Source organism: Vibrio sp. F13 (assembly GCF_020806305.2).
Lineage (GTDB): Bacteria > Pseudomonadota > Gammaproteobacteria > Enterobacterales > Vibrionaceae > Vibrio > Vibrio crassostreae_C.
In genome coordinates, this window is record NZ_CP170175.1 from 1,002,458 (window position 1) to 1,027,253 (window position 24,796).

Annotated in this window: 18 protein-coding genes and 1 pseudogene; 6 read left to right on the top strand and 13 right to left on the bottom strand. The window is 44.2% G+C overall.

Features of this window, described 5'->3' with window-relative positions; all coding sequences use genetic code 11:
* Window positions 1-246: 246 nt before the first annotated feature.
* Window positions 247-4,170 (bottom strand): phosphoribosylformylglycinamidine synthase, encoded by a 3,924-nt coding sequence (gene purL / locus LMH68_RS04615; RefSeq protein ID WP_229647790.1) that lies wholly within the window; start codon window positions 4,168-4,170, stop codon window positions 247-249.
* 329 nt (window positions 4,171-4,499) lie between these two features.
* Here purL and mltF point away from each other — a divergent pair, with 329 nt between their 5' ends.
* Together mltF and LMH68_RS04625 are read left to right on the top strand one after the other, a co-directional pair.
* The gene (mltF, locus tag LMH68_RS04620; protein WP_229647789.1) at window positions 4,500-6,068 is read left to right on the top strand and encodes a membrane-bound lytic murein transglycosylase MltF; all 1,569 of its coding nucleotides are present in this window, start codon (window positions 4,500-4,502) and stop codon (window positions 6,066-6,068) included.
* A gap of 302 nt (window positions 6,069-6,370) precedes the next feature.
* The gene (locus LMH68_RS04625; protein WP_017059878.1) at window positions 6,371-6,502 is read left to right on the top strand and encodes a hypothetical protein; all 132 of its coding nucleotides are present in this window, start codon (window positions 6,371-6,373) and stop codon (window positions 6,500-6,502) included.
* A 61-nt stretch (window positions 6,503-6,563) separates the two neighbouring features.
* Here LMH68_RS04625 and tadA read toward each other — a convergent pair.
* The 7 genes and pseudogenes from tadA to LMH68_RS04660 form a co-directional block, all read right to left on the bottom strand.
* Window positions 6,564-7,168 (bottom strand): annotated as a pseudogene (tadA, locus tag LMH68_RS04630) (tRNA adenosine(34) deaminase TadA).
* An 86-nt stretch (window positions 7,169-7,254) separates the two neighbouring features.
* Window positions 7,255-8,544 carry a hemolysin family protein gene (locus LMH68_RS04635; RefSeq protein ID WP_017067641.1) on the bottom strand — a complete coding sequence of 430 codons (1,290 nt, stop codon included), beginning with the start codon at window positions 8,542-8,544 and terminating at the stop codon, window positions 7,255-7,257.
* A gap of 230 nt (window positions 8,545-8,774) precedes the next feature.
* On the bottom strand, window positions 8,775-10,337 hold the full coding sequence (locus LMH68_RS04640; protein WP_017059875.1) for an AbgT family transporter: 1,563 nt from the start codon (window positions 10,335-10,337) through the stop codon (window positions 8,775-8,777).
* Window positions 10,338-10,635: 298 nt separating this feature from the next.
* Complete coding sequence (locus tag LMH68_RS04645; RefSeq protein ID WP_017087723.1) at window positions 10,636-11,046, bottom strand: prepilin-type N-terminal cleavage/methylation domain-containing protein; 411 nt, start codon at window positions 11,044-11,046, stop codon at window positions 10,636-10,638.
* Window positions 11,036-12,271 carry a hypothetical protein gene (locus LMH68_RS04650; protein WP_136982762.1) on the bottom strand — a complete coding sequence of 412 codons (1,236 nt, stop codon included), beginning with the start codon at window positions 12,269-12,271 and terminating at the stop codon, window positions 11,036-11,038. The genes LMH68_RS04645 and LMH68_RS04650 overlap by 11 nt, the downstream gene beginning before the upstream one ends.
* The gene (locus LMH68_RS04655) at window positions 12,268-12,870 is read right to left on the bottom strand and encodes a PilW family protein (protein ID WP_171732556.1); all 603 of its coding nucleotides are present in this window, start codon (window positions 12,868-12,870) and stop codon (window positions 12,268-12,270) included. The genes LMH68_RS04650 and LMH68_RS04655 overlap by 4 nt, the downstream gene beginning before the upstream one ends.
* Entirely contained in the window at window positions 12,848-13,348 is a 501-nt protein-coding gene (locus LMH68_RS04660; RefSeq protein WP_017095315.1) for a GspH/FimT family pseudopilin, read from the bottom strand. Before LMH68_RS04660 ends, LMH68_RS04655 begins: the two co-directional genes overlap by 23 nt.
* 102 nt (window positions 13,349-13,450) lie before the next feature.
* Between LMH68_RS04660 and LMH68_RS04665 the strand changes: the two genes are divergently transcribed.
* Window positions 13,451-13,882 carry a type IV pilin protein gene (locus tag LMH68_RS04665; protein ID WP_102497419.1) on the top strand — a complete coding sequence of 144 codons (432 nt, stop codon included), beginning with the start codon at window positions 13,451-13,453 and terminating at the stop codon, window positions 13,880-13,882.
* Between the two features lie 128 nt (window positions 13,883-14,010).
* Here LMH68_RS04665 and dnaJ read toward each other — a convergent pair whose 3' ends face one another.
* The 5 genes from dnaJ to grpE all read right to left on the bottom strand — a co-directional run bounded on the left by dnaJ (window position 14,011) and on the right by grpE (window position 21,282).
* Entirely contained in the window at window positions 14,011-15,159 is a 1,149-nt protein-coding gene (dnaJ, locus tag LMH68_RS04670; protein ID WP_048608049.1) for a molecular chaperone DnaJ, read from the bottom strand.
* A 284-nt stretch (window positions 15,160-15,443) separates the two neighbouring features.
* Window positions 15,444-17,357, bottom strand: a complete 1,914-nt coding sequence (dnaK, locus tag LMH68_RS04675) for a molecular chaperone DnaK (protein ID WP_017067645.1) — start codon at window positions 17,355-17,357, stop codon at window positions 15,444-15,446.
* A 386-nt stretch (window positions 17,358-17,743) separates the two neighbouring features.
* Window positions 17,744-18,781 (bottom strand): polysaccharide lyase family 7 protein, encoded by a 1,038-nt coding sequence (locus LMH68_RS04680; RefSeq protein WP_017059866.1) that lies wholly within the window; start codon window positions 18,779-18,781, stop codon window positions 17,744-17,746.
* Window positions 18,782-19,037: 256 nt separating this feature from the next.
* Window positions 19,038-20,312, bottom strand: a complete 1,275-nt coding sequence (locus LMH68_RS04685; protein ID WP_017072011.1) for a dicarboxylate/amino acid:cation symporter — start codon at window positions 20,310-20,312, stop codon at window positions 19,038-19,040.
* 388 nt (window positions 20,313-20,700) lie between these two features.
* Window positions 20,701-21,282, bottom strand: coding sequence for a nucleotide exchange factor GrpE (grpE, locus tag LMH68_RS04690; protein WP_229647787.1), 582 nt, complete (start codon window positions 21,280-21,282; stop codon window positions 20,701-20,703).
* A gap of 143 nt (window positions 21,283-21,425) precedes the next feature.
* Between grpE and nadK the strand changes: the two genes are divergently transcribed.
* The 3 genes from nadK to bamE all read left to right on the top strand — a co-directional run bounded on the left by nadK (window position 21,426) and on the right by bamE (window position 24,795).
* Complete coding sequence (nadK, locus tag LMH68_RS04695) at window positions 21,426-22,310, top strand: NAD(+) kinase (protein ID WP_017066747.1); 885 nt, start codon at window positions 21,426-21,428, stop codon at window positions 22,308-22,310.
* Between the two features lie 293 nt (window positions 22,311-22,603).
* Window positions 22,604-24,268: a DNA repair protein RecN gene (recN, locus tag LMH68_RS04700; protein ID WP_229647786.1), complete on the top strand. Its 1,665-nt coding sequence runs from the start codon at window positions 22,604-22,606 to the stop codon at window positions 24,266-24,268.
* A gap of 167 nt (window positions 24,269-24,435) precedes the next feature.
* Window positions 24,436-24,795, top strand: coding sequence for an outer membrane protein assembly factor BamE (gene bamE, locus LMH68_RS04705; RefSeq protein WP_004735159.1), 360 nt, complete (start codon window positions 24,436-24,438; stop codon window positions 24,793-24,795).
* Window position 24,796 lies beyond the last annotated feature (1 nt).

The following is a 24,796-nucleotide window of genomic DNA, read 5'->3' on the forward strand; positions in this document are numbered from 1 at the left end:
GGTCAGGTCTTGTCTTTTGCTCTTTGGTGGCAGTTTTTCTATCAGGTTTAGTTATTTGTCATACCTGAAGTTATTAGTCATTTGCTAATGTTTGATTTTCCAAAACTCATTTCTGTCCAAAAGTCTGTTATACACACATCCACTATACGGTGATCCCTACACCACACTCACCACCAAAAAAAGCGCAGACCTTTCGATCTGCGCTTGTGGTTATTGTCCCGATAACACTGTTTAAATCGTTTTCAATTAACCCACGTTCTTACGTGCGTTTTGGAACATGCGCATCCAAGCACCATTCTCGCCCCAACCTTCTGGAGACCAAGAGTTAGCAACCGTACGGAATACACGCTCTGGGTGAGGCATCATGATAGTCACACGCCCATCCGTCGTTGTTAAACCAGTGATAGCGTTTGGCGAACCGTTCGGGTTATTCGGGTATTGCTGCGTTTGGTTACCGTTGTTATCAACGTAACGTAGAGCAACCGTACCTGAGTTTTCAATCGCGTTTAGGTGGTCGTTGTCACGCACTTCTACGCGGCCTTCACCGTGAGAAACTGCGATTGGCATACGAGAACCTTCCATGCCATTGAAGAATACAGAATCAGACTTCTGAACTTCAACGAGGCTGAAACGTGCTTCAAAGCGCTCAGATTCGTTGCGAACGAAACGTGGCCAGTACTCCGCACCTGGGATAAGTTCACGTAGATTCGACAGCATCTGACAACCGTTACACACACCTAGAGAGAAGGTATCTTCACGCTTGAAGAAGTTTTCAAACTGGTCACGAGTAGAGTCATTAAACAAAACCGACTTCGCCCAACCTTCACCAGCACCTAGTACATCACCGTAAGAGAAGCCACCACATGCCACAAGGCCGTTGTATTCTTCTAGTACCGCTTGACCTGTTAGGATGTCGCTCATGTGAATATCAGTTGCTTCGAAGCCTGCACGGTCGAATGCTGCTGCCATTTCAACGTGAGAGTTAACACCCTGCTCACGTAGAATCGCCATCTTAGGCTTAGCACCTGTGTTGATGAACGGTGCTGCGATGTCTTCGTTTACGTCAAAGCTCAGTTTCACGTTCAGACCTGGGTCCGAGTTGTCTTTCTTCGCTTCATGTTCTTGGTCAGCACATACTGGGTTATCACGCAGACCTTGCATCTTGTGCGTTGTCTCAGCCCAGATAGTACGTAGTTCAGTACGGTTACGTTCAATCACTACAGACTCGCCAGACTTAATCACTAGTTCATCTGATGCTTCCCCTTCACCAACAACGCAGCCAATCACATGAGAACATGCTTCTAGACCGTTAGCTGCAAGAGTAGAAAGTACTGCGTCTAGGTCGTCGTTACGGACTTGGATTACTGCACCTAGCTCTTCGTTGAACAGTGCTGCTAGCGTGTCTTCACCTAACGCTTCAATGTTTGCATTAACACCACAGTGACCTGCGAATGCCATTTCTGCTAGCGTTACGAATAGACCACCATCGCCTTTATCGTGGTAAGCGACAACTTGGTCGTTCGCTACAAGTGCTTGAACGCCTTCGTAGAAACCTTTTAGTTGCGCTGCGTTGTCTACGTCTGCTGGCTTGTCACCAAGCTGCTTGTAAACCTGTGCAAGTGCTGTTGCACCCATACGGTTTTTGCCGTTACCTAGGTCGATAAGAACCAGTGAAGTGTTGCCTAGTCCTTCAAGGTTATCAGGGGTGCGCAATTGAGGAGTAATCGTCTTACGAACATCTTCAACACGTGCAAACGCAGTGATAACAAGAGATAGCGGAGACGTTACTTCTTTCTGCTCGCCATTCTCTTCCCACTTAGTCTTCATCGACATTGAGTCTTTACCCACTGGGATAGTTAGACCCAGAGCTGGACATAGTTCTTCACCAACCGCTTTAACCGCTTCGTAAAGACCTGCATCTTCACCTGGGTGACCTGCTGGAGACATCCAGTTAGCCGACAGTTTAATGTGTTTGATATCGCCGATGTTGGTCGCTGCGATGTTAGTAATTGCTTCACCAACCGCTAGACGAGCCGATGCGCCGAAGTCTAGAAGTGCCACTGGCGTACGCTCACCAAGAGACATAGCCTCACCGTGGTAAGAGTCGTAGCTTGCCGCTGTTACTGCGCAGTTAGCAACAGGAACCTGCCATGGACCAACCATTTGGTCACGAGCTACAAGGCCTGTTACCGAGCGGTCACCGATGGTGATAAGGAATGTTTTCTCAGCGACTGTTGGCAAGCGAAGAACACGGTCAACCGCTTCGTTCATCTCGATGCCAGAACGGTCAATCGCAGGGTTGTTAGCTTTTAGCGTTTTCGCGTCACGGTGCATCTTAGGTGTTTTACCTAATAGGATGTCCATTGGCATGTCGATTGGCGTGTTGTCGAAGTGTGAATCTTCTAATTTCAGATCACGTTCTTCAGTTGCTTTACCAACCACTGCGTAAGGTGCACGTTCACGCTTACAAATTGCATCAAATGTTGCCATATCTTTATCAGCAACAGCCATAACGTAACGCTCTTGAGATTCATTACACCAGATCTCAAGTGGACTCATGCCCGGCTCATCGTTTGGCACGTCACGTAGATTAAAGATACCACCACGCTCACCGTCGTCTACTAACTCAGGAAGTGCATTTGAGATACCGCCCGCGCCCACATCGTGGATGAATGCGATTGGGTTCGCATCACCTAGTTGCCAACAACGGTCGATAACTTCCTGACAACGACGTTCCATCTCTGGGTTTTCACGTTGTACAGAAGCGAAATCTAGATCTTCAGAAGAAGAACCAGAATCCATTGAAGATGCCGCACCGCCACCAAGGCCGATGTTCATTGCAGGACCACCAAGAACGATTAGGCTTGCACCAACTGGGATCTCTTTCTTCTGGACGTGTTCATCACGGATGTTACCAAGACCACCAGCCAACATGATTGGTTTGTGGTAACCACGCACTTCTTCACCTGCGTGAGAGTTTACTTTCTCTTCGTAAGTACGGAAGTAGCCAAGTAGGTTTGGACGACCAAATTCGTTGTTGAATGCCGCGCCACCAAGAGGACCTTCAAGCATGATATCCAGAGCAGTAACGATACGGCTTGGCTTACCAAAGTCAGTTTCCCAAGGTTGAACGAAGTTCGGGATCTTAAGGTTAGATACAGAGAAAGCAACAAGACCCGCTTTTGGCTTACCACCAATACCGGTTGCGCCTTCATCACGGATTTCACCGCCTGAACCTGTCGATGCGCCTGGCCACGGTGAGATTGCCGTTGGGTGGTTGTGCGTTTCAACTTTCATCAAGATGTGTGTTTTTTCTTGGTGGTAGCTGTACTGGCGAGTTTCTGGATCTGGGAAGAAACGACCAACTTCAGAACCTGTCATTACCGCTGCGTTATCTTTATAAGCAGACAGAACATGTTCTGGTGTCGTTTCAAAGGTGTTCTTAATCATCTTGAACAATGATTTTTCTTGCTTAACGCCATCGATAGTCCAATCAGCGTTAAAAATCTTATGACGACAGTGCTCTGAGTTCGCTTGTGCAAACATCATTAGCTCGATGTCCGTCGGGTTACGACCTAGCTTCTCAGTGAAGCTTTCAAGAAGGTAATCAATCTCATCTTCTGCAAGTGCAAGACCTAGGGTAACGTTTGCTTTTTCAAGCGCTTTACGTCCACCAGTTAGTAGGTCAACTTCCGCATAAGGAGCAGGCTCAGCAACGGTAAATAGTGCCGCCGCTGATTCGAAGTCAGTGAAAACCACTTCCATCATACGGTCGTGCAGGATTGCTTTCAGCTCAACAAGTTGAAGTTCAGAAAGTTCAGCAGAGGTTTCAATGTAGAAAGCAGTACCGCGCTCTAGACGTGACACTTTAGCCAGTCCGCAGTTGTGTGCGATATCTGTTGATTTTGAAGACCAAGGCGAGATAGTGCCTGGGCGTGGCGTTGCAAGCAGCAGTAAACCTTCAGGTTCATGCTCTTCAATCGTTGGACCGTAAGTCAGTAGCTTTTCTAGCTTCTCAACTTCAGACTCATCTAGGTCTGCCGTTAGATCAGCAAAGTGGGCAAACTCAGCGTAAATACCTGTTACAGGTAAGCTTAATTCACGACAAAGCTCTAAAAGCTTGTTAACACGAAACTCAGATAGAGCTGGGGAGCCACGCAAAATTCTCATGTGCTTACGTCTCTTATGCAGTTAATTAAGGTAGTATTGGAATAAATTCAGTGGGTTAAAGGAAAAACCTAACTGTTTTCTTCGAAGCTATTCCCGAAGGTTTAAAAACCTATGCCGATCCCACCTCTTCAATGCGAGCGCATTATAAAGCATTTCTTTTTGTGACGTAACACCAAAAGCAACCGTTTGCGTGATTTTTTTTATCTTTCTGCGTAAATGGTACTTTTGCTGCATTTATCACCACTTTTACAACTGTTTAATTAAACCTGCTTTGCCAGCCTTGCGGGGTTTGGTATAAAGGGGCTTCCACTTTTCGAGATTTCATTTTGATGCCTAAATTTACGCTCATCTTTTCGTCTAAATTCATTCTGCTCGTTATCGCTCTGGTTGGGCTCGCGGGATGCCAGATTGAATCTGAACCTAAAAGTGTCCTTGAGCAGATACGAGATCGTGGCATTCTTCGTGTCGGCACCCTAAATAACCAACTCTCTTATTACATCGGTCCTGATGGTCCTGCTGGCTTGGATTACGAATTAGCTCGTGAATTTGCGCAGGAGCTTGGTGTAAAGCTTGAGGTTAAACCCGCTTACCGTTTGTCTGGCTTGTTCCCTGCACTGCAGAAAGGCGAAATCGATCTTATCGCGACCGGCTTAACGCAAAACAACAAACTGACACGAGCTTATCGCGCCGCACCTGCTTATTACTACGTAAGCCAACAGGTCGTATACAAAAAAGGCCAGTGGCGACCGAGAAACCTTGAACAACTGATCAATTTCGAGAATGAGCGTCAGGTTGACTTTGTTAAAGCACAAACTGAATCAGAAGAGGCGGCGTCTACTGACACATTAACGCCATCTTTGGTTGTGGTGAAAGACTCACACTTTGAGCCAACACTAAAGCAGCTGCAGAAAACACACGATGACTTTATCTATGATGCGGTCGGCAATGCTGATATCAACGACCTGCTCAAAGAAGTATCAACAGGCGAACGTTTATTCACAGTGGCCGACTCTATCGAGCTATCACTGGCGCAACGTTTGTACCCAGATGTTGCCTTGGCATTTGAGCTGACAGAAGACCAACCTATCTCTTGGTACCTAAATAGATCGGAAGATGAAAGCCTGTATGCTCTGTTGATTGAGTTCTTCGGTAACCTAAAACAGTCTGGTGAACTGGCTTCACTAGAAGAGAAATACATCGGCCACATCGGCACTTTTGACTACGTTGATACTCGTGCCTTTATCCGCGCACTGGACAGCAAGTTGCCAAAATGGTCGCCGCTATTTCAAAGGTACTCTCAAGAATTTGATTGGCGCTTGATTGCCGCTTTGGCCTACCAAGAATCACACTGGAACCCTGTTGCGCGCTCACCAACGGGTGTTCGTGGCATGATGATGTTGACACTGCCCACCGCGAAGAGTGTTGGGGTAACCAACCGTCTCGACCCGAACCAGTCGGTACAAGGCGGTGTTGAGTACCTGCGTCGTATCGTGAACCGAGTACCAGATTCAATCACTCAACACGAAAAGATCTGGTTTGCACTTGCTTCATACAATGTCGGTTACGGGCACATGATGGACGCGCGTCGCCTCACGAAGGCACAAGGTGGCGATCCCGATGCTTGGGGCGATGTGAAAGACAGACTGCCTCTGTTAAGACAGAAGAAGTACTACAGCCAAACTCGATATGGGTATGCGCGTGGTGATGAAGCTAGAAATTACGTTGAGAACATTCGCCGTTATTACCAAAGCATCATCGGCCATGTAAATAAGCGTAATAAAGAACAAGAAGAGAGTCTTGAGGGTTTGATTGTCATCCCACCTTTAGAGACTTCTAGTGCTGAATCAAGCATTAGCGCTGCTGAATCGACAGTAAGCAGTTCAGAATCTTCGCAATAGAAACTAAAAGAGCAATGCCATTAAGCATTGCTCTTTTTTATTGTGCTTTTTATAACTGCGCATAAAAGAATAAGCTCGACAAAAGGCCGTGAAAATCGATGTGTCATATTGCAGTAACAATCGAACTTTATAACGGCACACCATAATCAAAATTACGCTCTGTTGCACTTCCGTGCTGGGTTTTCGCTAGAACTGCTCTTCTGGGTAAGCCAAGCGCGCGACAGGCCAAATAAACGAATAACACTATAATTAAATCGTTAGTCCAAACTAAAAAGTCAGACGGCAAATAGGAAATCATTGAAATGATGAAGAAACTGAAATCGAAACGCCTTGATAAGACCGTTGCTGCAAACCGTCGTAAGCGTATGCTTTCAAATAATAAGAAGAAGATCATTTGGCGCAATCGCGCTTTCATGCAGATGATTGCTGAGTAAATGTAGTTACTCAGTCAGTTTGCTTGGCACTCTTGCGATAGAGAGTGCCGAAAGTACGCTGCTATTTCTTATTGCCAGCCTTCATCTCTGCTTCTAAACGCTGCTCTTCCAACAGACGTTCTTGCTTTCGCTTCTCTTTTATCTCTTTTCTACGACGCTTGAAAAACGCTTGTAATTGCTCACGGCACTCTTCCTCTAACAAACCATGTTCAACGTCGGCATAGTGGTATGAGGCCTGGCTTTCAAACAAATTCAACACTGTACCTGCAGCGCCTGCTTTTAAGTCTGGAGCACCAAACACAATGCGCTTTACTCGGCTGTGTAGCAAGGCACCTGCGCACATTGGGCAAGGCTCTAGCGTAACGTATAAAGTGGTATCGAGTAGCCGATAGTTTTCTAAGGCTTGACCGGCTTTACGCAAGGTTTCAATTTCTGCGTGTGCCGTAGCATCGTGGCTGCCAATCGAACGGTTCCATCCTTCAGAGATAATCTCCCCATCTTTTACTAATACTGCACCAACAGGAACCTCTCCCTCGCTCTCTGCTTGCGTAGCCACCTCGATGGCGCGTCGCATGAAGATTTCATCTTGAGGGGTGAATTGATGGTCTGACAAAGGGAACTCCAGAAACAAAGGATAAAAACGAAAATAGGTATGCGGTGAAGCATACCTAATCTTAGAGATAATGAACAATAAAGAGGTAATAGACAACAACAGACAATGAACCATTGCCGCTTGCTGGTTGGTCGAACTGTTAGCTATTAGCGTCTTCTATGTCATCGGCTATTGGCGTCGCTTTGATACTCACAATGCGATTGTTCTCAACAGAGATAATTTCAAACTGCCACTGCTGGTATTGAACAACTTCGCCTGCATCCGGTAAGCGCCCTATTAACCATGTCACAAGGCCATTCAGCGTTTGGAAGCTCTCGCTTTCGCCCTCAAAATCCGATAGCTCTAAACGGTTTTTCAGTTCACTGATAGGAATCAATCCATCCACCAACAAACCGTCTTCCACTTGCTCGGTCCAAAGATCGTTCGGATTATTCGATAGCTCGCCAGCAATCGCCTCAAGAATATCGTAATGAGTCACAAGACCTTGAACATCGCCATACTCGTCGACAATGAATGCCATCTCGGTGCCCGACTCTTTAAAGTAGCCAAGTAGACGCAGAGCTTTCATCGATTCTGGAACATAGATCGGCGAGCGAGACAGCCCCATGATCACTTGAATGCTTAGATTGCCCGCCTGATTCAGCAAGGCTTTGGCTGACACTGTACCCACCACTTTATTGAGGTGATCTTGGCACAATGGAAACACACTGTGTTTTGATGAACGCAGTTTCTTTAATATCTGCTCAACGGGTTGGTCGACATCCAGAAAGTCGATGTCTCGACGCGGAGTCATCAATGAGCTCACAAGACGATCATCAAGCTGCAAGATATTACGAATCATCTCTTGTTCGCCGCGTTCAATCACACCCGATTCTGAGCCCTCTTTCACAAGTGCATGGATATCATCTTCGGTAACGCTATCTTCTTCACCGCCTCGGCCCATCAACTTAAGAATACCTTCCGTTGAAGCCGACAACGCAAACACAAACGGCGTCGCGATTTTAGATAACCAGAAGATTGGCAGCGCGACTAACACAGCAATGTTTTCAGCTTGAGACTGAGCAAAACGCTTTGGTACCAACTCACCGACAACGATAGCGAAATAAGTAATACCTACCACCACAACCGCAGTAGACAAGATGTTCGCTTGTGTTGGGTCTAGTCCCCACAGTTCAAGTTGAACGGCTAGTGGAGCCGATAGCGTCGCCTCACCAACAATCCCGCTGAGTAGGCCGATTACCGTGATACCGATTTGGATTGTAGAGAGGAAGCGGGTTGGGTTTTCTTTGAGATCAAGAGCAACCTGAGCGGAGCGGTGTTTTTCGGCTAAGCGTTTCAGCCGACTATTTTTTGCTGCTACCAATGCAATCTCAGACATGGCAAACAGACCATTTAAAACAATTAACCCTACTAAAAGCAGAATTTTCATGTGGCTTGGATTTCCTAAATTTACCGGCCAACAATTAGCCGTAATCCGGAGTATAAGCTGAGTGCGTTTATTTGGGATATAGAAAGTTTTGAATATAAAAAGTTTTGGATATAGAAAGTTTTGGATATAAAAACCTTGGATATAAAAAACGGAAAAAATAGCGAAAAAAAGCCCGCACATTTCGGTGCGGGCTTAGCAATGAATAAAGCTTAGTTTTGCTTAGTTCAATCTTACATTGTGTAAGTGTAAGGTGCTTGGATACCTAGTGGGATACCAAGAGCCCAGTAAGCTAGCAAGAAGATAGACCAACCGATTAACATCGCAATCGAGAATGGCATCATTAGAGAAGCTAGAGTACCGATACCTGTCGACTTAACGTAGCGCTGACAGTAAACAACAACCAGTGGGAAGAACACCATTAGTGGAGAGATGATGTTAGACACTGAGTCACCTACACGGTAAGCCGCTTGAGATAGCTCAGGAGAGATACCCACAACCATTAGCATTGGAACTAGGATAGGACCAATCAGTGCCCACTTAGCTGAAGCAGAACCAACAAGAAGGTTAACTGCAGCCGTTAGTAGAATCATACCAACAACCGTTGCTTCACCTGGAAGGTCCATCGCTTTCAAGCCTTCAGCACCGTAAAGTGCCAGCATAGTACCGATGTTTGATTGAGCGAATGCAGATAGGAACTGAGCACAGAAGAACGACATTACAATGTATGCGCCCATCGTTGCCATCGTCTCAGACATTGCTTTGATAACATCATTACTATTCTTGAATGTACCCGCTACACGGCCGTAGACGATACCCGGAATAATAAACAGGATGAAGATCAGAGGAACGATAGACTTCATTACTGGTGCTGAGAACGCCGTTAATTCGCCTTCAGGTGAACGAAGTGCTGAGTTTTCAGGCATTAGAGCCGCGATAAGCAGACCAATACCGGCAACCATTGCCCAACCAGCGAATTTGAATGCTTTAGATTCAATGGCTGTGAACGTACCTAGATCAGGTGCTTGTTCTGCATCTTCATCTACAGGCGTATTAGCAAGACGAGGCTCGATAATTTTCTCTGTAACGTACCAACCAATTGCCACAATTAGAATTGAAGACAAACCAGTAAAGAAGATGTTCGCTAGAGGGTTGATCACATATGCAGGGTCAAGAACGTTTGCCGCTGTTTGAGTGAAACCAGCTAGTAGCGGATCAATACCTGAAGGGATAAAGTTCGCTGAGAAACCACCTGATACACCAGCAAACGCTGCTGCAATACCCGCTAGAGGGTGACGACCCGCAGCGTGGAAGATGATACCGCCAAGAGGGATTACTAGAACGTAACCTGCATCAGCTGCTGTGTGAGACACGATAGCAACCAAGATTAGCATCGGCGTTAGTAGCTTAGCTGGCGTGAAGTTAAGCATCTTCTTAAGGCCAGTCGTAATGAAGCCTGAAGAATCTGCAACGCCAACACCTAGCATAGCAACAAGTACGATGCCTAGAGGTGCGAAGCCTGTGAACGTGGTAACCATATTCGCTAGGAAGCTAGCAAGCGCTTCACCAGTTAGTAGGTTGTTTACTTCAAGAGCAGCACCCGTTTGAGGGTTGATTAAGTCGAATGAAAGATTCGATAAAAGTGCAGATGCTACCCATACAATAACTAGAGCCCAGAAGAACAGGATTGCTGGATCTGGAATTTTGTTGCCGGCGCGTTCAATGAAGTTTAGAAAGCGGTCCATACCACTGATCTTCTCAGTCGATGGTGCTTTTTTTACGGCTTGGTTACTCATTGTAACTCCATATGTGATGTTGTTTTGTTTAGGCCTAATATAAGTTTTGACCACGGCCTATTGGTACAGCACATATTCTATTAAAGTCGTTGTTAAAAAGCACAAGATTCCACCTAATTTTCCATAAATGGAGACATATTTTGCAAAAATACCATACAACCACAACAATATAAAAACATAAAAAACACCATTCCATATACAGAGTTTTAACTAGCACGTAAACAATGTCCGAGGAGTGAAAATTATCAGTAAAAGGGGTAGCATGAGCCTTGGCATGCAGTAAACGTTTGCTTGAGGGTCAATCAAACTCACTGTATTTGGAAATCATAGTATGTAATTCGATAACTCGATTACTACCAAACCGGTCTTCCCATGAGCTTGTTATCTGAACGGTCTTCAGCGCTCCAGATAAACTGTTCGTCACTGTCCAATTAAGTTGATATTTAACATGCGAATGATCCATACCATCAACAATATCCGTAGCAAAATCCGCAGGCGTTATACTCGATAAAGCGGCAGATGCACCACGAGTTCTAAACCATTCCAGCTTATTTTCAGCCAAATGCAGAGCTTCTACACTATGAATAGCAAAGTCAGATTTTTGCTCAACATACGTTTGTAATTTGATTAGCCCTAGAGAACCAACACCGATCAACAAAAACGAAATAAGCACTTCGATTAGGCTAAAACCTTTCTGTTTACAAATCATTCCATGAACCTTTTTGCCATTGAATTTGCGTAAATTCTTTTCTTGAATTATCGACCACATCTTTATTAAATCTAAAATCCAGTGAATCAAAGAACACAGCGGCTTGGTTCGGTGCATCAAAGTACTGTCCGCCAGATACCGTAAATGCACCGTGTTGATAGTAAGAGGTGATAGTTCGGTAGCTTTCTTCAATAACACTCGGGACATGATTCAGATGAATATTGGCATCATAAGACACCCAATCGGCAGGGGTAGGTGAATAATCAACATTAAGGTGAAATAGTACACCTTTAAGATGATTTGAAGTCGCCCCTGTAGAAGGTTTTCCCATAACAGACATCAGCCCATCATGAATTAAAATTGTAACTCCATTAGTTGAGGCTGTAGCATCAACTAAATCATTGTATTGCGCTTTAGTGATTTCACAGCCTCCTTCAACCCATAAATGATGATTGCCTGCATTAATCAGTGTTGCCAGAACTTGCCCACAATTAGCTAGTATTTTGGGTGTCCCACTCCCATTAATCACCGAAAATGTCCCTTCATCTCTTATATCGTTATGCTTTTCAACTGGAACACCGAAAAAAGACTCAAAAGGTTGTACGCTTGAATCTAAGACAAAATCATTGCCATCTCCATTGGACAAATGATCATTACCTGTAACATTAGAGCAATCAGCCCCTGATGGATTTTGAAAACCGGCATATGGAGGTACACCATGTACCACCCCTTTATTATCCATAGATGAATAGTGATAGCGGCTACGATATCGAAGCGCAACACACTCCCAACCATCACTACTTAAAACACCAGGATCTGGTGTTGAAAATGTGGTACTTGAATGAAAATAAACATCGGCACTCGACTGTATAGCACCAGAACTAAGTGAACCTCCAAATACGATATTTTTCTTCAAATGAGAATGCCCACTCGCAGACGATATTTGATAACCTGTTAGAATTGCATTGAAAACAGGGGTGACTTGATTCTTCATTGAGCACACTGTAATTGTAGGAGGAAGATTCCCTTCATTTTTAAACTGAGTGAAACCACACTCTAGACCACCTTCAGCCTCCCATTGCTGCTTGCGCGCTTCGACCTCATTTTGAGATCTTTTTATTTGATAAAAAACTGAACGATAACTACCAAAAGTCAACATTAACGCCGTAACTAGTAATACACTTGTTGTAAGTAAAACAACCGCACCTTGTTGATTTTTATTCATCGCCAATTCCTATTTTTTACAATCACACTTGATGAATAATTAACGGACGTATCTCCTACTAATTCAGCAGAAATAGTAATGGTTGCCATGCCTGAACTAACACCTTGAGCTTCAACACTTGATTGATTGACATTGAAATCAATCACTCGTATTTGATTCGGCTCAAAAATTGAAGAACATCCACTAGTAGCCGCTGATACCGTTTTTACGATACTGGAGGGACTATCACAAACTTTGACTAAGCCGGAATCAAATACAAAAGCAACATTTCGAATCTCTGATTGATGAGCGTATGCAAAGGCGACAATTTTGGAGTCTGGCGAGATATATAAGGTATTTGTGGCTCCTGATAATTTTAGAGACATACCTGTCCCTCCATCGTAGCCTGCTCGCTGGATATCCTCTTTAAAGTATTGAAGAGTGCCTGAAACTTGTTGTAATAATAGTAATTCTTTACTTCTCTCGGATGCGATGTTTTGTCCCGATATAAATACCGACCCCACACTTCCAATAACTACAATTCCCAAAATAGAAGAGATCATTAATTCGACTAATGTTGCACCGAATTGCTGCCTCTTAAGTGCAGGTCTGATAACCATAAAAGTCTCCTCCCACACCACAGATTCTCATTCTTCCAGAAGTACTATATGTTATAAGCTTTAAAGGCTTAGAGTTCATATCAAATAAGAGATGCCCATCTTTAGCTTTACCGTTTACTCCACTAAATTTAATTTGTTCAGAACTGTAGTTAACGGTGAAATCTATGTTTCGAAATGAAACTCCTTCCATTGTAAGGATTGCCGTACCGGTATTCGGAACATCGAATTCAGTCAATTCAATTTTCCAATCACCGGTGTCATTTGAGTTACCATTCATTAGAAAATGAGCCCAAAGATCAGTATTTCTCATAACTGCCTCAGATTTCGCCTGCATCATAAAACCATTCAGCTCGGTAGCTAGCCGTTGCATTTTCACTGTTTCCGAGACCGAACTAAAACTTGGAGCGGCAACTGCCAATAATATAGAGAGCACTGATATGGTTATGAGTAGCTCTAAGAAGGTAAACCCGCGAGACATTTCCCAAATTCCTATGTAAACCGATACGTAACCGTATTTAATCTTGCAAGGATGCTACCACCGAAGAAAAATAGGCTGAATATAGAGAAGGAACTACTCGTGATGATTCGAAAAAATAAATGTAACAACAACAACTTAAGTAACAAAGGGATGACATTGATCGAACTATTGATCGCAGTGGCTCTTATTGGAGTACTAACCGCTATTGCCTACCCAAGCTATACCGAGCATGTAATAAAATCCCATAGAACAGCAGCATTAGCTGATATGGCAAAAATCCAACTCACGCTTGAGCAGTCTTACAATGGTGTATATAGCTGGGGAAGTATTGTTTCAGGAGGGGCTTGTACTATGTGTGAATCACCAAGTGATCGCTATGTATTTTCTGTCGCAAGTTCAAGCAGCATGGCATATATAATAACTGCCACGGCACAGTCAACTAAGGGGCAAAGTGGTGACTCTTGCTTAGGCACTCCCAAAACAATGACGCTAAAATCTTCAGGTGAAGAATCCCCTGCAGATTGCTGGAACTAGTAGAAATTAATGCCCTTGGTTTGATTAAAGAATGACTAGGCATATACATGGCTGCATTTTTTAACTAAACGAGATGATCAAAAAAGCCTGCACACTGGCAGGCTTTAAAATTTTCAAATCACTATCAATTACTTAGTTAGGTCATCGAAGAAGTTTTTAACACCGCTGAAGAAACCTTCAGACTTTGGCTTGTGCTTGCTTGCCGCTTCACCACAACATGTTTCTTCGAATTCACGCAGTAGTTCTTTCTGGCGAGAGCTTAGCTTAACCGGTGTTTCAACCACTAGCTTAACGATTAGATCACCCACACCGCCACCACGAACGCCTTTCACGCCCTTGCCACGCATACGGAACATACGGCCCGTTTGTGTCTCTTCTGGTACCTTAAGGTTTACACGACCATCCAGTGTTGGAACTTCAACTTCACCGCCTAGAGCAGCCATAGAGAAGCTTACTGGTACTTCGCAGTAAAGGTTATTGCCGTCACGTTCGAAGATGTTGTGCTCTTTTACGTGTACTTGTACGTACAGATCGCCAGCTGGAGCGCCTTGCTCTCCCGCTTCGCCTTCGCCTGATAGACGAATACGATCGCCAGTATCAACACCAGCAGGGATCTTAACGTTAAGTGTTTTCGTCTTCTGTTTGCGACCTTGACCATGACATGAGTTACATGGGTCTTTGATGATCTTGCCTTTACCGTTACAAGTAGGACAAGTCTGTTGAACCGCAAAGAAACCTTGGCGCATTTGTACTTGGCCGTGGCCATGACAAGTGCCACACGTTTGTGCAGAAGAACCCGCTTTCGCGCCGCTGCCGTCACAAGTATCACACTCTACAAGTGTTGGTACTTCGATTTCTTTAGAAACACCACGAACCGCTTCTTCTAGAGAAAGTTCCATGTTGTAACGTAGATCTGAACCACGTTGTGCACGCTGTTGACCGCCACCACGACGACCGCCGCCGAAGATGTCGCCAAATACGTCACCGAAGATATCGCCGAAGTCACCTTGGCCACCGCCGCCGAAACCACCGCCGCCGCCCATGCCACCTTGTTCAAAGGCTGCATGACCGTATTGGTCGTAAGCTGCTTTCTTTTGAGAATCAGTTAGGATCTCGTACGCTACTTTTACTTCTTTAAACTTATCTGCTGCGGTCTCATCACCCTGGTTACGGTCCGGGTGGAATTTCATCGCTAAGCGTTTGTACGCTTTTTTAATATCGCGCTCTGATGCATCGCGGCTTACGCCTAATACTTCGTAAAAATCACGTTTTGACATGTTCTAGGTCACCAAAATAATTGCTACTACCGAATGATCACTTCAGTAGTCTGTGTATCAATCTAGATAAAAGTTCTGCCGGCTGAAATGCCGAATAAAGCTATTATCTAGATCGACAAGTCTAAATACAAATTTACGGACGTGAGAGTTACCTCTGACGCCCGCAATAATAAGTCTTTGAGACAAATTTCTAAGCAGATAGCTTGAGTCCTAAGTGGAAGCGCGGAGCCTACGTTAGTAGGTGGACACTTCCGATAACGAAATCAGGCTACTCTGCGACGAAATTATTTTTTGTCTTCTTTAACTTCTTCAAACTCAGCGTCTACAACATCGTCGTCTTGCTTAGGTTGTTCACCAGCGTCAGCACCAGCTTGTTCAGCTTGAGCTTTCTGTTGAGCAATTTCCATTAGCTTTTGAGCTGCTTGCATAAGTTCTTGAACTTTAGCGTCGATAGCTTCTTTATCGTTACCAGACTTAACTTCTTCTAGTGCAGTGATAGCCGCTTCGATTTTAGCTTTCTCGTCTGCAGGTAGAGCTTCACCAGCTTCTTCTACTTGCTTCTTAGTGCCGTGAATCATTTGGTCAGCTTGGTTACGTGCAGTTACTAGCTCTTCGAACTTTTTGTCCGCTTCTTTGTTAGCTTCTGCTTCTTGTACCATTGCTTCGATCTCTTCCTCAGACAGGCCGCCTGATGCTTGGATAGTGATCTTCTGCTCTTTACCTGTTGCTTTATCTTTAGCAGATACGTTCAGGATACCATCAGCATCTAGGTCGAATGTTACTTCGATTTGTGGCATGCCACGTGGTGCTGGTTGGATACCTTCTAGGTTGAACTGACCAAGAGACTTGTTGTAAGTCGCTTGCTTACGCTCACCTTGAAGAACGTGGATAGTTACTGCGTTTTGGTTGTCTTCAGCTGTAGAGAACACTTGATCCGCTTTAGTAGGGATAGTTGTGTTTTTCTCGATAAGCTTAGTCATCACGCCGCCCATCGTTTCGATACCGAAAGATAGAGGAGTAACGTCTAGTAGTAGAACGTCTTTAACGTCACCAGCTAGTACACCACCTTGAACAGCAGCACCCATTGCAACAGCTTCGTCAGGGTTCACGTCTTTACGTGGCTCTTTACCGAAGAATTCAGTTACTTTAGCTTGAACCATAGGCATACGAGTTTGACCACCAACTAGGATAACGTCAGTGATTTCGCCTACCGATAGGTCAGCATCCGCTAGAGCAACTTTTAGTGGCTCAAGAGAACGTTGAACTAGGTCTTCAACTAGAGACTCAAGCTTCGCACGAGTCACTTTGATGTTCATGTGCTTAGGACCAGTCGCATCAGCAGTAACGTAAGGTAGGTTTACGTCAGTTTGAGTAGTAGAAGAAAGCTCGATTTTCGCTTTTTCTGCTGCTTCTTTAACACGCTGCATTGCTAGTGGATCAGCTTTAAGGTCGATACCTTGCTCTTTCTTGAACTCATCTACTAGGTAGTTGATCATGCGGTTATCGAAATCTTCACCACCAAGGTGAGTGTCACCGTTAGTTGAAAGAACTTCGAAAGTCTTCTCGCCTTCTACTTCATCGATTTCGATGATAGAGATATCGAATGTACCACCACCAAGGTCGTATACAGCGATAGTGCGATCACCACCTTGCTTGTCTAGGCCGTAAGCTAGAGCAGCAGCAGTTGGTTCGTTGATGATACGTTTAACATCTAGACCAGCGATACGGCCAGCATCTTTCGTTGCTTGACGTTGAGCATCGTTGAAGTAAGCAGGAACAGTTACTACTGCGCCAGTTACTTCTTCGCCTAGGAAGTCTTCAGCTGTTTTCTTCATTTTCTTAAGAACTTCAGCAGATACTTGAGGAGCAGCCATTTTTTGGCCTTGCGCTTCTACCCATGCATCACCGTTGTCAGCCTTAACAATGTTGAAAGGCATGATTTCGATATCGCGTTGAACTTCTTCATCTTCAAAACGACGACCGATTAGACGCTTGATAGCGAACAGTGTGTTTTGAGGGTTAGTAACAGCTTGACGTTTTGCAGGTTGACCAACTAGCGTTTCGCCTTCTGTGTATGCGATTACTGATGCTGTTGTGCGTTCGCCTTCAGCATTTTCAATTACGCGTGGTTTGTCGCCGTCAAGAACAGCAACACAAGAGTTAGTAGTACCTAAATCAATACCAATGATTTTACCCATCAGGCCATCTCCGAATATATATTATTTAGTTTTTTGCTATACCCACATATGTGGGGGTGGTAATCAGGGAATCAACCCTAAGACACAAAATTAAAGTGCAAATGTAATTTGCTTTCGTATGCACCATAGATAAGGGCTGCAAACTGGTTTTCAAGGGAATAAGTAAAAAAAATCTATTTTTTCCCGTATCTTTTTACATAAAGGTAAAAAGTGACCGATCCCTTGCCAATTAAGGCTCCAATGTTGAGAAACTCTCGCATTTGTCGCCACATTGAAACCTCAACCCTATTCCAGATGCCATAAAAAAAGACCTTCATGTGGAAGGTCTTTTTCAAATAGATATTAATCAGTTAAATATTGTTCAAATGGTGACTGATTCAGCCATATTATTGGTTTAGCACTAACTGGTAGAAGCTCGCTTGAGTGTAATCACCCGCTTCCATACCACGCCATTCACAGGCTGAGCTCGACTTCTTAGTGTTGCATTGATTGTATGCGCCCGCCTTGAAGTACATCCAGTCCTGTCCATAACCAAGGTCGATATCATGCCCCTGATACTTACCCTTAGCCAAATCAACATCATACGTCTTCACAATAGGATCGGCTGAGTTTGGATTCTTAGTAAAGGTTAAGTGCATGATGTTATCTTTGATATTCACATCGTATGAGAACACTTCACCTAGCTTGATGCCATCAGCAGGGTCCGAGCTGCCTTTTTTCAGATTGTATTGACCAAATACATCATGGCGAATGTCTTTACGAAGTTTCTTTCCGTTTTCATCCTTCGCGTTTTTCATCTCTGTCGGCGGGTTTAACTCATAGTTCCACGTTAACGAACCATGCTCATGTTCTGGCAACTTGCGGTAAACAATTTTCAGAGGTTCATTATCCGACCCATGGATTTGACCAATAACCACAGAGAATGCACCGGTTTTCTTATAGTTACCGCTGGTGCTCACCTGATCAACAGAAAGTGTTGCCGTCATCTGGCCACCGATAGAGCCAAACTCTTCCGCGTTCTTATGGCTTGAAATCGCGAAGTTGTTGCTCGGCGCAGAGTAGCTATCCGCTAGCATCGCTCTTAGCTCACTACGCGTGTTTTTACTGTTTGGCGTCGTTGGAGCTGTATTCGGAGCCACAAACACCATCGCACCAGACTCGGCATCCGTGTAGAACCATTTAGGGTGAACGTAAGGCGTGTCTACATTCGACAGTTCCTTTTTACCAATCTCCAGCGTTTTACCTTTTCTAGACCCTTCAGTCGTCAGCTCCGGTAAGTTAATTTTCCATTTAGATAAATCGAAGTTTTGTGCTGGTGCTTTTGCAGGGTCAAGATTGAACTGTTGACCAATATCGTGATTAGAAGCAAGAGCGGGAGCGGCTAAAAGGCTGGCAGTCAGTAGGCTAAGGTAAGACAGCTTCATTATTGGGTTTCCTTTATGTCGTCATAATGTAGGTTGTCAGAACAATAAAATAATATTGTATTATTATATGTGATCTATATTAAAGATTGAAAACTGATGGCCAATTCGGCACGAGTAAAAAGAAAAAATGAGACTTAACACCAATCAAAGATCTTTTTAGCTAAGTTATCAGATAGCCCAAAGCACTTATCATCAGAAACAAAAAAGCCCCGCTCTCATTGAGCGGGGCTTCTAATTATCGAATCTTAATTAAGAATTATGCTTCTGCTTTCTTTAGCTCAGCTTCTTCGTTAGCTTCAACGCCGATTTCGTTTTCAGATTTCGCTACGATAGTGTTAACCGCAGTATCACCAACAACGTTAGAAGAAGTACAGAACATGTCACAGATACGGTCAACAGCAGCAACAATCGCTAGACCTTCTGGTGGTAAACCTAGTTGGTGCAATAGAACACCTACCATCACAACACCGCCACCAGGAACACCACCAGCACCGATAGACAGTAGCAGGATAGTTAGACCAAGAGTGAAGATATCAGCAGTATTGATTGGCTGACCAAACGCGTTTGCTACGAACATAGTTGCGAGTGCAATGTAGATAGATACACCAGACATGTTCATTGTTGCACCCAGTGGTACACCGAAACCTGCTACTGACTTAGATACGTTTAGTTTGTCAGTAAGAGTACGCATTGTTACTGGGATTGTTGCGTTCGAACTTGCTGTAGATAGTGAGAATAGAACTTGCTCACGAGTTGCACGTAGGAACTGCTTTGGAGAAATACCAGTGAATGAACCAACCATCATTGGATAGAAGAAGAAAATCCAGAACACAAGCATTGCAACCACAAGCGCCACATAGCCAGCAACTGACATTAGCGTGTCTGCATCCAGTGTTGCGCCCAGTTGAATCATCAGAGCAAATACACCGTAAGGCGCCAAGCTCATTACTAGGCCGATAAGCTTCATCATGATTTCGTTAGCCATCTTGAATGTCTTGATAGCTGGGCCACCACGAGAATCAAGCGCTTGAATAGCAAGACCTGTCAAAATTGCCATGAAGATGATTTGTAGCATGTCGCCGCTTGCGAACGCTTCTACAGGGTTGCTAGGAACGATGTTAACAACAAGAGAGAAGATGTCTGGTGTTTCAGTTGTTGTAAGCGCAATTGTCTCAGAAACCGTACCCGCAAGGTTCGCACCTGCACCTGGTTGGAAAATAAGACCAATCGTTAGCGCTGCTGAAATCGCGATGATGGTGTTAATAATGTAAAGACCAAAGGTTTTACCACCAAGACGACCAAATGAACGAATATCTTTTAGCTCAACAATACCGCAAACAATAGATACGTAAACAAGAGGAACTACAAGCAATTTGATAAGTGATACGAACATACCACCAGCACCTTCGGCAGCGCCAAGTAGATACGTATCAAAAATAGCAATACCGCTGAATAGGTACTGAATAGCAGTACCAATAAGTAGACCGGCGAACAAGCCTACAAAAATTTTACTTGAGAGCGATTTATCCATCGTTCTTCTCCAGTTTGTTGTGTTTGAAATTTGTACTTTTATAGTTATATATGCGACCAAAATCGCTATATGGCAGTGGATTTTACATACAAAGATAACAATTAAAAGTATTTATTTACAAAAACACCACAAATGTGACATCAAAACATTTACTCAATCACAACAAGTTTCATAACACAAAACTCTAAATCGCTGATCTGAATGAAATAAAAAGAACGACATTCTTAATGCGGTTTTGATGCTTATTTACGTGGACTCTCAAGTTATAGGCACAAAAAAAGAGAGGCCTATACCTCTCTTTTTATTTTACGCAAACCAGTGATTTATTTTGTCGCTGCGACTAACTCAGTCAATGCATCAGTCAATCACTTGGCAACGTAATTCGTCATTACTTAGCAACCATAACCATCGCTGGGCGAACCACACGACCGTTTAGTTCGTAGCCTTTTTGCATCACAAACATAACCGTGTTCGATTCGTGATCTGGGCTTTCTTGAATAGACATCGCTTGGTGAAATTCAGGGTTGAACGCTTCACCTTCAGGGTTGATCTCTGTAAGACCAAACTTAGCCACTGTATCTACGAACGTTTTGTGCGTTAGCTCAACACCTTCATACAGTGGCTTAACCACTTCGTTTTCAGCGTCTGCTGCTTGCATTGCACGCTCTAGGTTGTCGATTACAGGAAGCAGACCTTCAGCAAACTTGTTCAAAGCGAATTTACGCGCTTTATCAATTTCTTGTTCGCTACGGCGACGCATGTTTTCAACTTCAGCTTTCGCGCGAAGAACAGAATCTTGCTGCTCTTTCACTTTAGATTCACTAGAAAGCAGTGCAGCTTCCAGTTGAGCGATTTTTGCTTCCTGCTCATCAGCAGCGTCTTCATTCAGTTCAGCTTCTTCAACTTTCTCAGCTTCAGCGATGATCTGATCTAGCTCTGCTTCGGTTACTTTGTTTTCTTCGTTGCTCATGATATCTCCAGAATTCGTTTTCAATGCAAGTGACAGGCGTGTTTGCACCCCAAATTGATATAAAACACTCGCATAGACGTTCAACTTGCCTTTATTATGGGGATGAAGAATTTTGATTCAAGCCTAATTCGTTTGGAAACGTTATGAAAAAGCCATTTGAAGTCATCGCCATTATCGGTAAACCTCGAGATCAGCAAGCAATTCAGACTCATAGAGAGCTCTATCAGTGGTTAAGTGCTGAGGGTTATCAAGTGTTTGTTGATGACAGACTCGCCACTATTTTAGACGACATCCCAAAAGAACATTTTTCTAGCCTGATTGAATTAGGTAAACGCGCCGATCTCGCCATTGTGGTCGGTGGTGACGGAAACATGCTCGGTGCCGCTAGAATCTTGTCACGTTTCGACATTTCAGTGATTGGTGTTAACCGAGGTAATCTTGGTTTCCTAACCGATCTCAACCCTGAAAACTTCCAGAGCGCGTTGACTGATGTTCTCAAAGGCGAGTTCATGGAAGAAGAGCGCTTCTTACTTGAAACGGAAATTCATCGTCACGGCCAGATAAAAAGCCACAATGCGGCACTTAATGAGGCAGTACTGCACCCCGGACAAGTGGCGCACATGATCGAGTTCGAAGTGTATATCGATGATAGCTTCGCCTTCTCACAGCGCTCTGATGGCTTAATCGTCTCAACACCGACAGGTTCTACCGCCTACTCGCTTTCCGGCGGCGGCCCTATCCTGTCATCAAGCCTAAATGCTATCTCACTCGTGCCAATGTTCCCGCATACCCTTTCAAGCCGCCCATTAGTGGTGGATGGCAAGCGTCGTATTAAGCTTATCGTATCGCCTGATAACCGTGGAACTCAGGAGGTGAGCTGCGATGGTCAAATCTCACTGCCTGTTTCTCCTGGTGATGAGATCCACATTTACCAAAGCCCGAATGTACTTAAGTTGATCCATCCTAAAGACTACAACTACTACCATGTTCTACGTAACAAACTAGGTTGGTCGAGTAAGCTGTTCTAAAAGAATAAACGCTCCAGTGGTAACCGAAAATTTGAAAGGCTGACGGACATTCGTCAGCCTTTTTATTGCCAGTAAAAGCCCGTCGGCTCTAGCTTCTCTGCAGTTCCTTATACCTCCACTCCCAAGAGGGAGGAACGACTGAGTTGGGAATCTATAGCGGTTTCAGTGATCTACGAACAACCTCAATTCTGATAACGGTCGCAAAAAATTTTCACCTGTCGACTTTACTGTATAAAGAAACAGTATATACTGAACTTATATACAGTATTGTTCAGTTATACAGGTAAATAAAAATGCTGGCTCATTTAAGTGTTAATAATTTCGCTATTGTTAAGTCTTTACAGCTAGAACTATCTAAAGGCATGACAACAATCACCGGGGAAACTGGTGCGGGTAAATCTATCGCTATCGATGCTTTAGGCTTATGTCTTGGGGGAAGATCCGATGCAGGAATGGTTCGACAAGGTGAAGAAAAAACCGAAGTCAGTGCCGCTTTTTTACTTGAGAACAATCTGCATGCAACCCGCTGGTTAGAAGACAACGAATTGCTTGATGGCAGTGAGTGCATCCTGCGCAGAACCATCTCAAAAGAAGGTCGTTCTCGTGCATTCATCAACGGTAGCCCTGTCCCTCTTTCGCAATTGAAATCACTTGGACAACTGTTGATCAACATCCATGGTCAACACGCGCATCACCAGTTGATGAAAAGCGATTATCAAATGGCCATGCTTGATCAATACGCAGGCCACTTGAACCTATTGAAATCGACACGTAATGCTTACCAAGCATGGCGACAAGCGGATAACCACTTAAAAGAGTTACGTGAGAATAGCCAGCAAAACCAAGCTCAAAAACAACTTCTTGAATACCAAATCAAAGAGTTAAATGAGCTGTCTATTGGGGAGGAAGAATATGAAGACCTCGAACAAGAGCATAAGCGCCTCTCCAATAGCGGAGAACTGGCCACAACCTGTCAGCAAGCTATCGAGCTTATTTATGAAGGCGAAGAAGTTAATGCGCTTGGTATTCTGCAATCGGCCAATAACTCCTTAATTCAGTTAGCTGAGCTAGATGAAAGATTGGCCGAGTTACCGAACTTGCTTTCTGAAGCCATTATTCAGATCGAAGAGACCAACAACGAATTAAGAACCTACCTAGACAGCATTGATGTCGATCCCGGTCGTATGGCTTACGTTGAAGAGCGTTTCTCTAAAGTGATGTCGATGTCTCGTAAGCACCACGTGTTACCAGAAGAGCTTTACAAGCACCATCAAGACTTATTACAACAGGTTGAAGCACTTGATTGCTCGGATGAAAAACTCGATGAATTGGCCAATGATGTCGAGAACCAATACCAGTCGTTCGTTGCCAAATCAGAGAAGCTTCATAAATCTCGAACTCGTTATGCAAAAGAGCTCAACAAACTGATCACGCAAAGCATGCACGAACTGAGCATGGAAAAAGCGCAGTTTGCCATTGAAGTGAACAACACCAACACACACCCTTCTCCATTGGGTATGGATAACGTGACCTTCATTGTTTCGACCAACCCAGGCCAACCAATGCAGCCAATTGCTAAAGTGGCTTCTGGTGGTGAGTTATCACGAATCTCATTAGCGATTCAGGTGATCACAGCGCAAAAAGTCGACACACCAAGCCTGATTTTCGATGAAGTCGATGTGGGTATCAGTGGACCAACGGCTGCGGTTGTCGGGAAAATGCTACGTAAGCTGGGCGAATCTACGCAGGTGATGTGTGTGACGCACTTACCTCAAGTTGCCGGTTGCGGTCACCAACAGCTGTTTGTTGCGAAGAACACGAAATCAGGTAAAACCGAGACTCAAATGCACACGCTTGATGAACAACAACGCGTTTCAGAGCTTGCTCGACTGCTTGGTGGCAGCCAAATTACCGAATCGACACTTGCCAATGCAAAAGAGTTATTAATCGCAGCTTAGGTTACATATTCGGCAACTTTCTGATAATTTACCGAAAATTCTTGGCAATTTTGCAACTTAATTCAAAATTGCCAGTCATAACAAGCTCAAAGCGCAAGGAGCTTTTTACTTCTTGCTGGAGCTTGTTTATTATCAGGCAGTATTTTAGCGAAGAAAGATCTCAAACTATGCGAATTAAAAAGTGGTTAGTTGCAGTTCCACTTGCACTAACAATGTTGACCGGTTGCTCTCTACTAGAGAAGTTGGTTTATCGAATTGACATCAATCAGGGTAACTATGTTGAACAAGAAGCTGTCGATCAGCTCAAGTTTGGCATGACAAAAACACAAGTTCGTTACGTTATGGGCTCACCAATGCTTATCGAAAACGGCTACCCAGATACGTGGTATTACATTTACCACCACCAAAAAGGCCATGAAGACCCTATTCAGAAAAACCTAGTCGTTAACTTTGATGCCACAGGCACTCTAGTAACGATCAACGGTGATTTTGAAGCCAGTGATGAGTTCTTCGAAAGCCTTCGCTAGC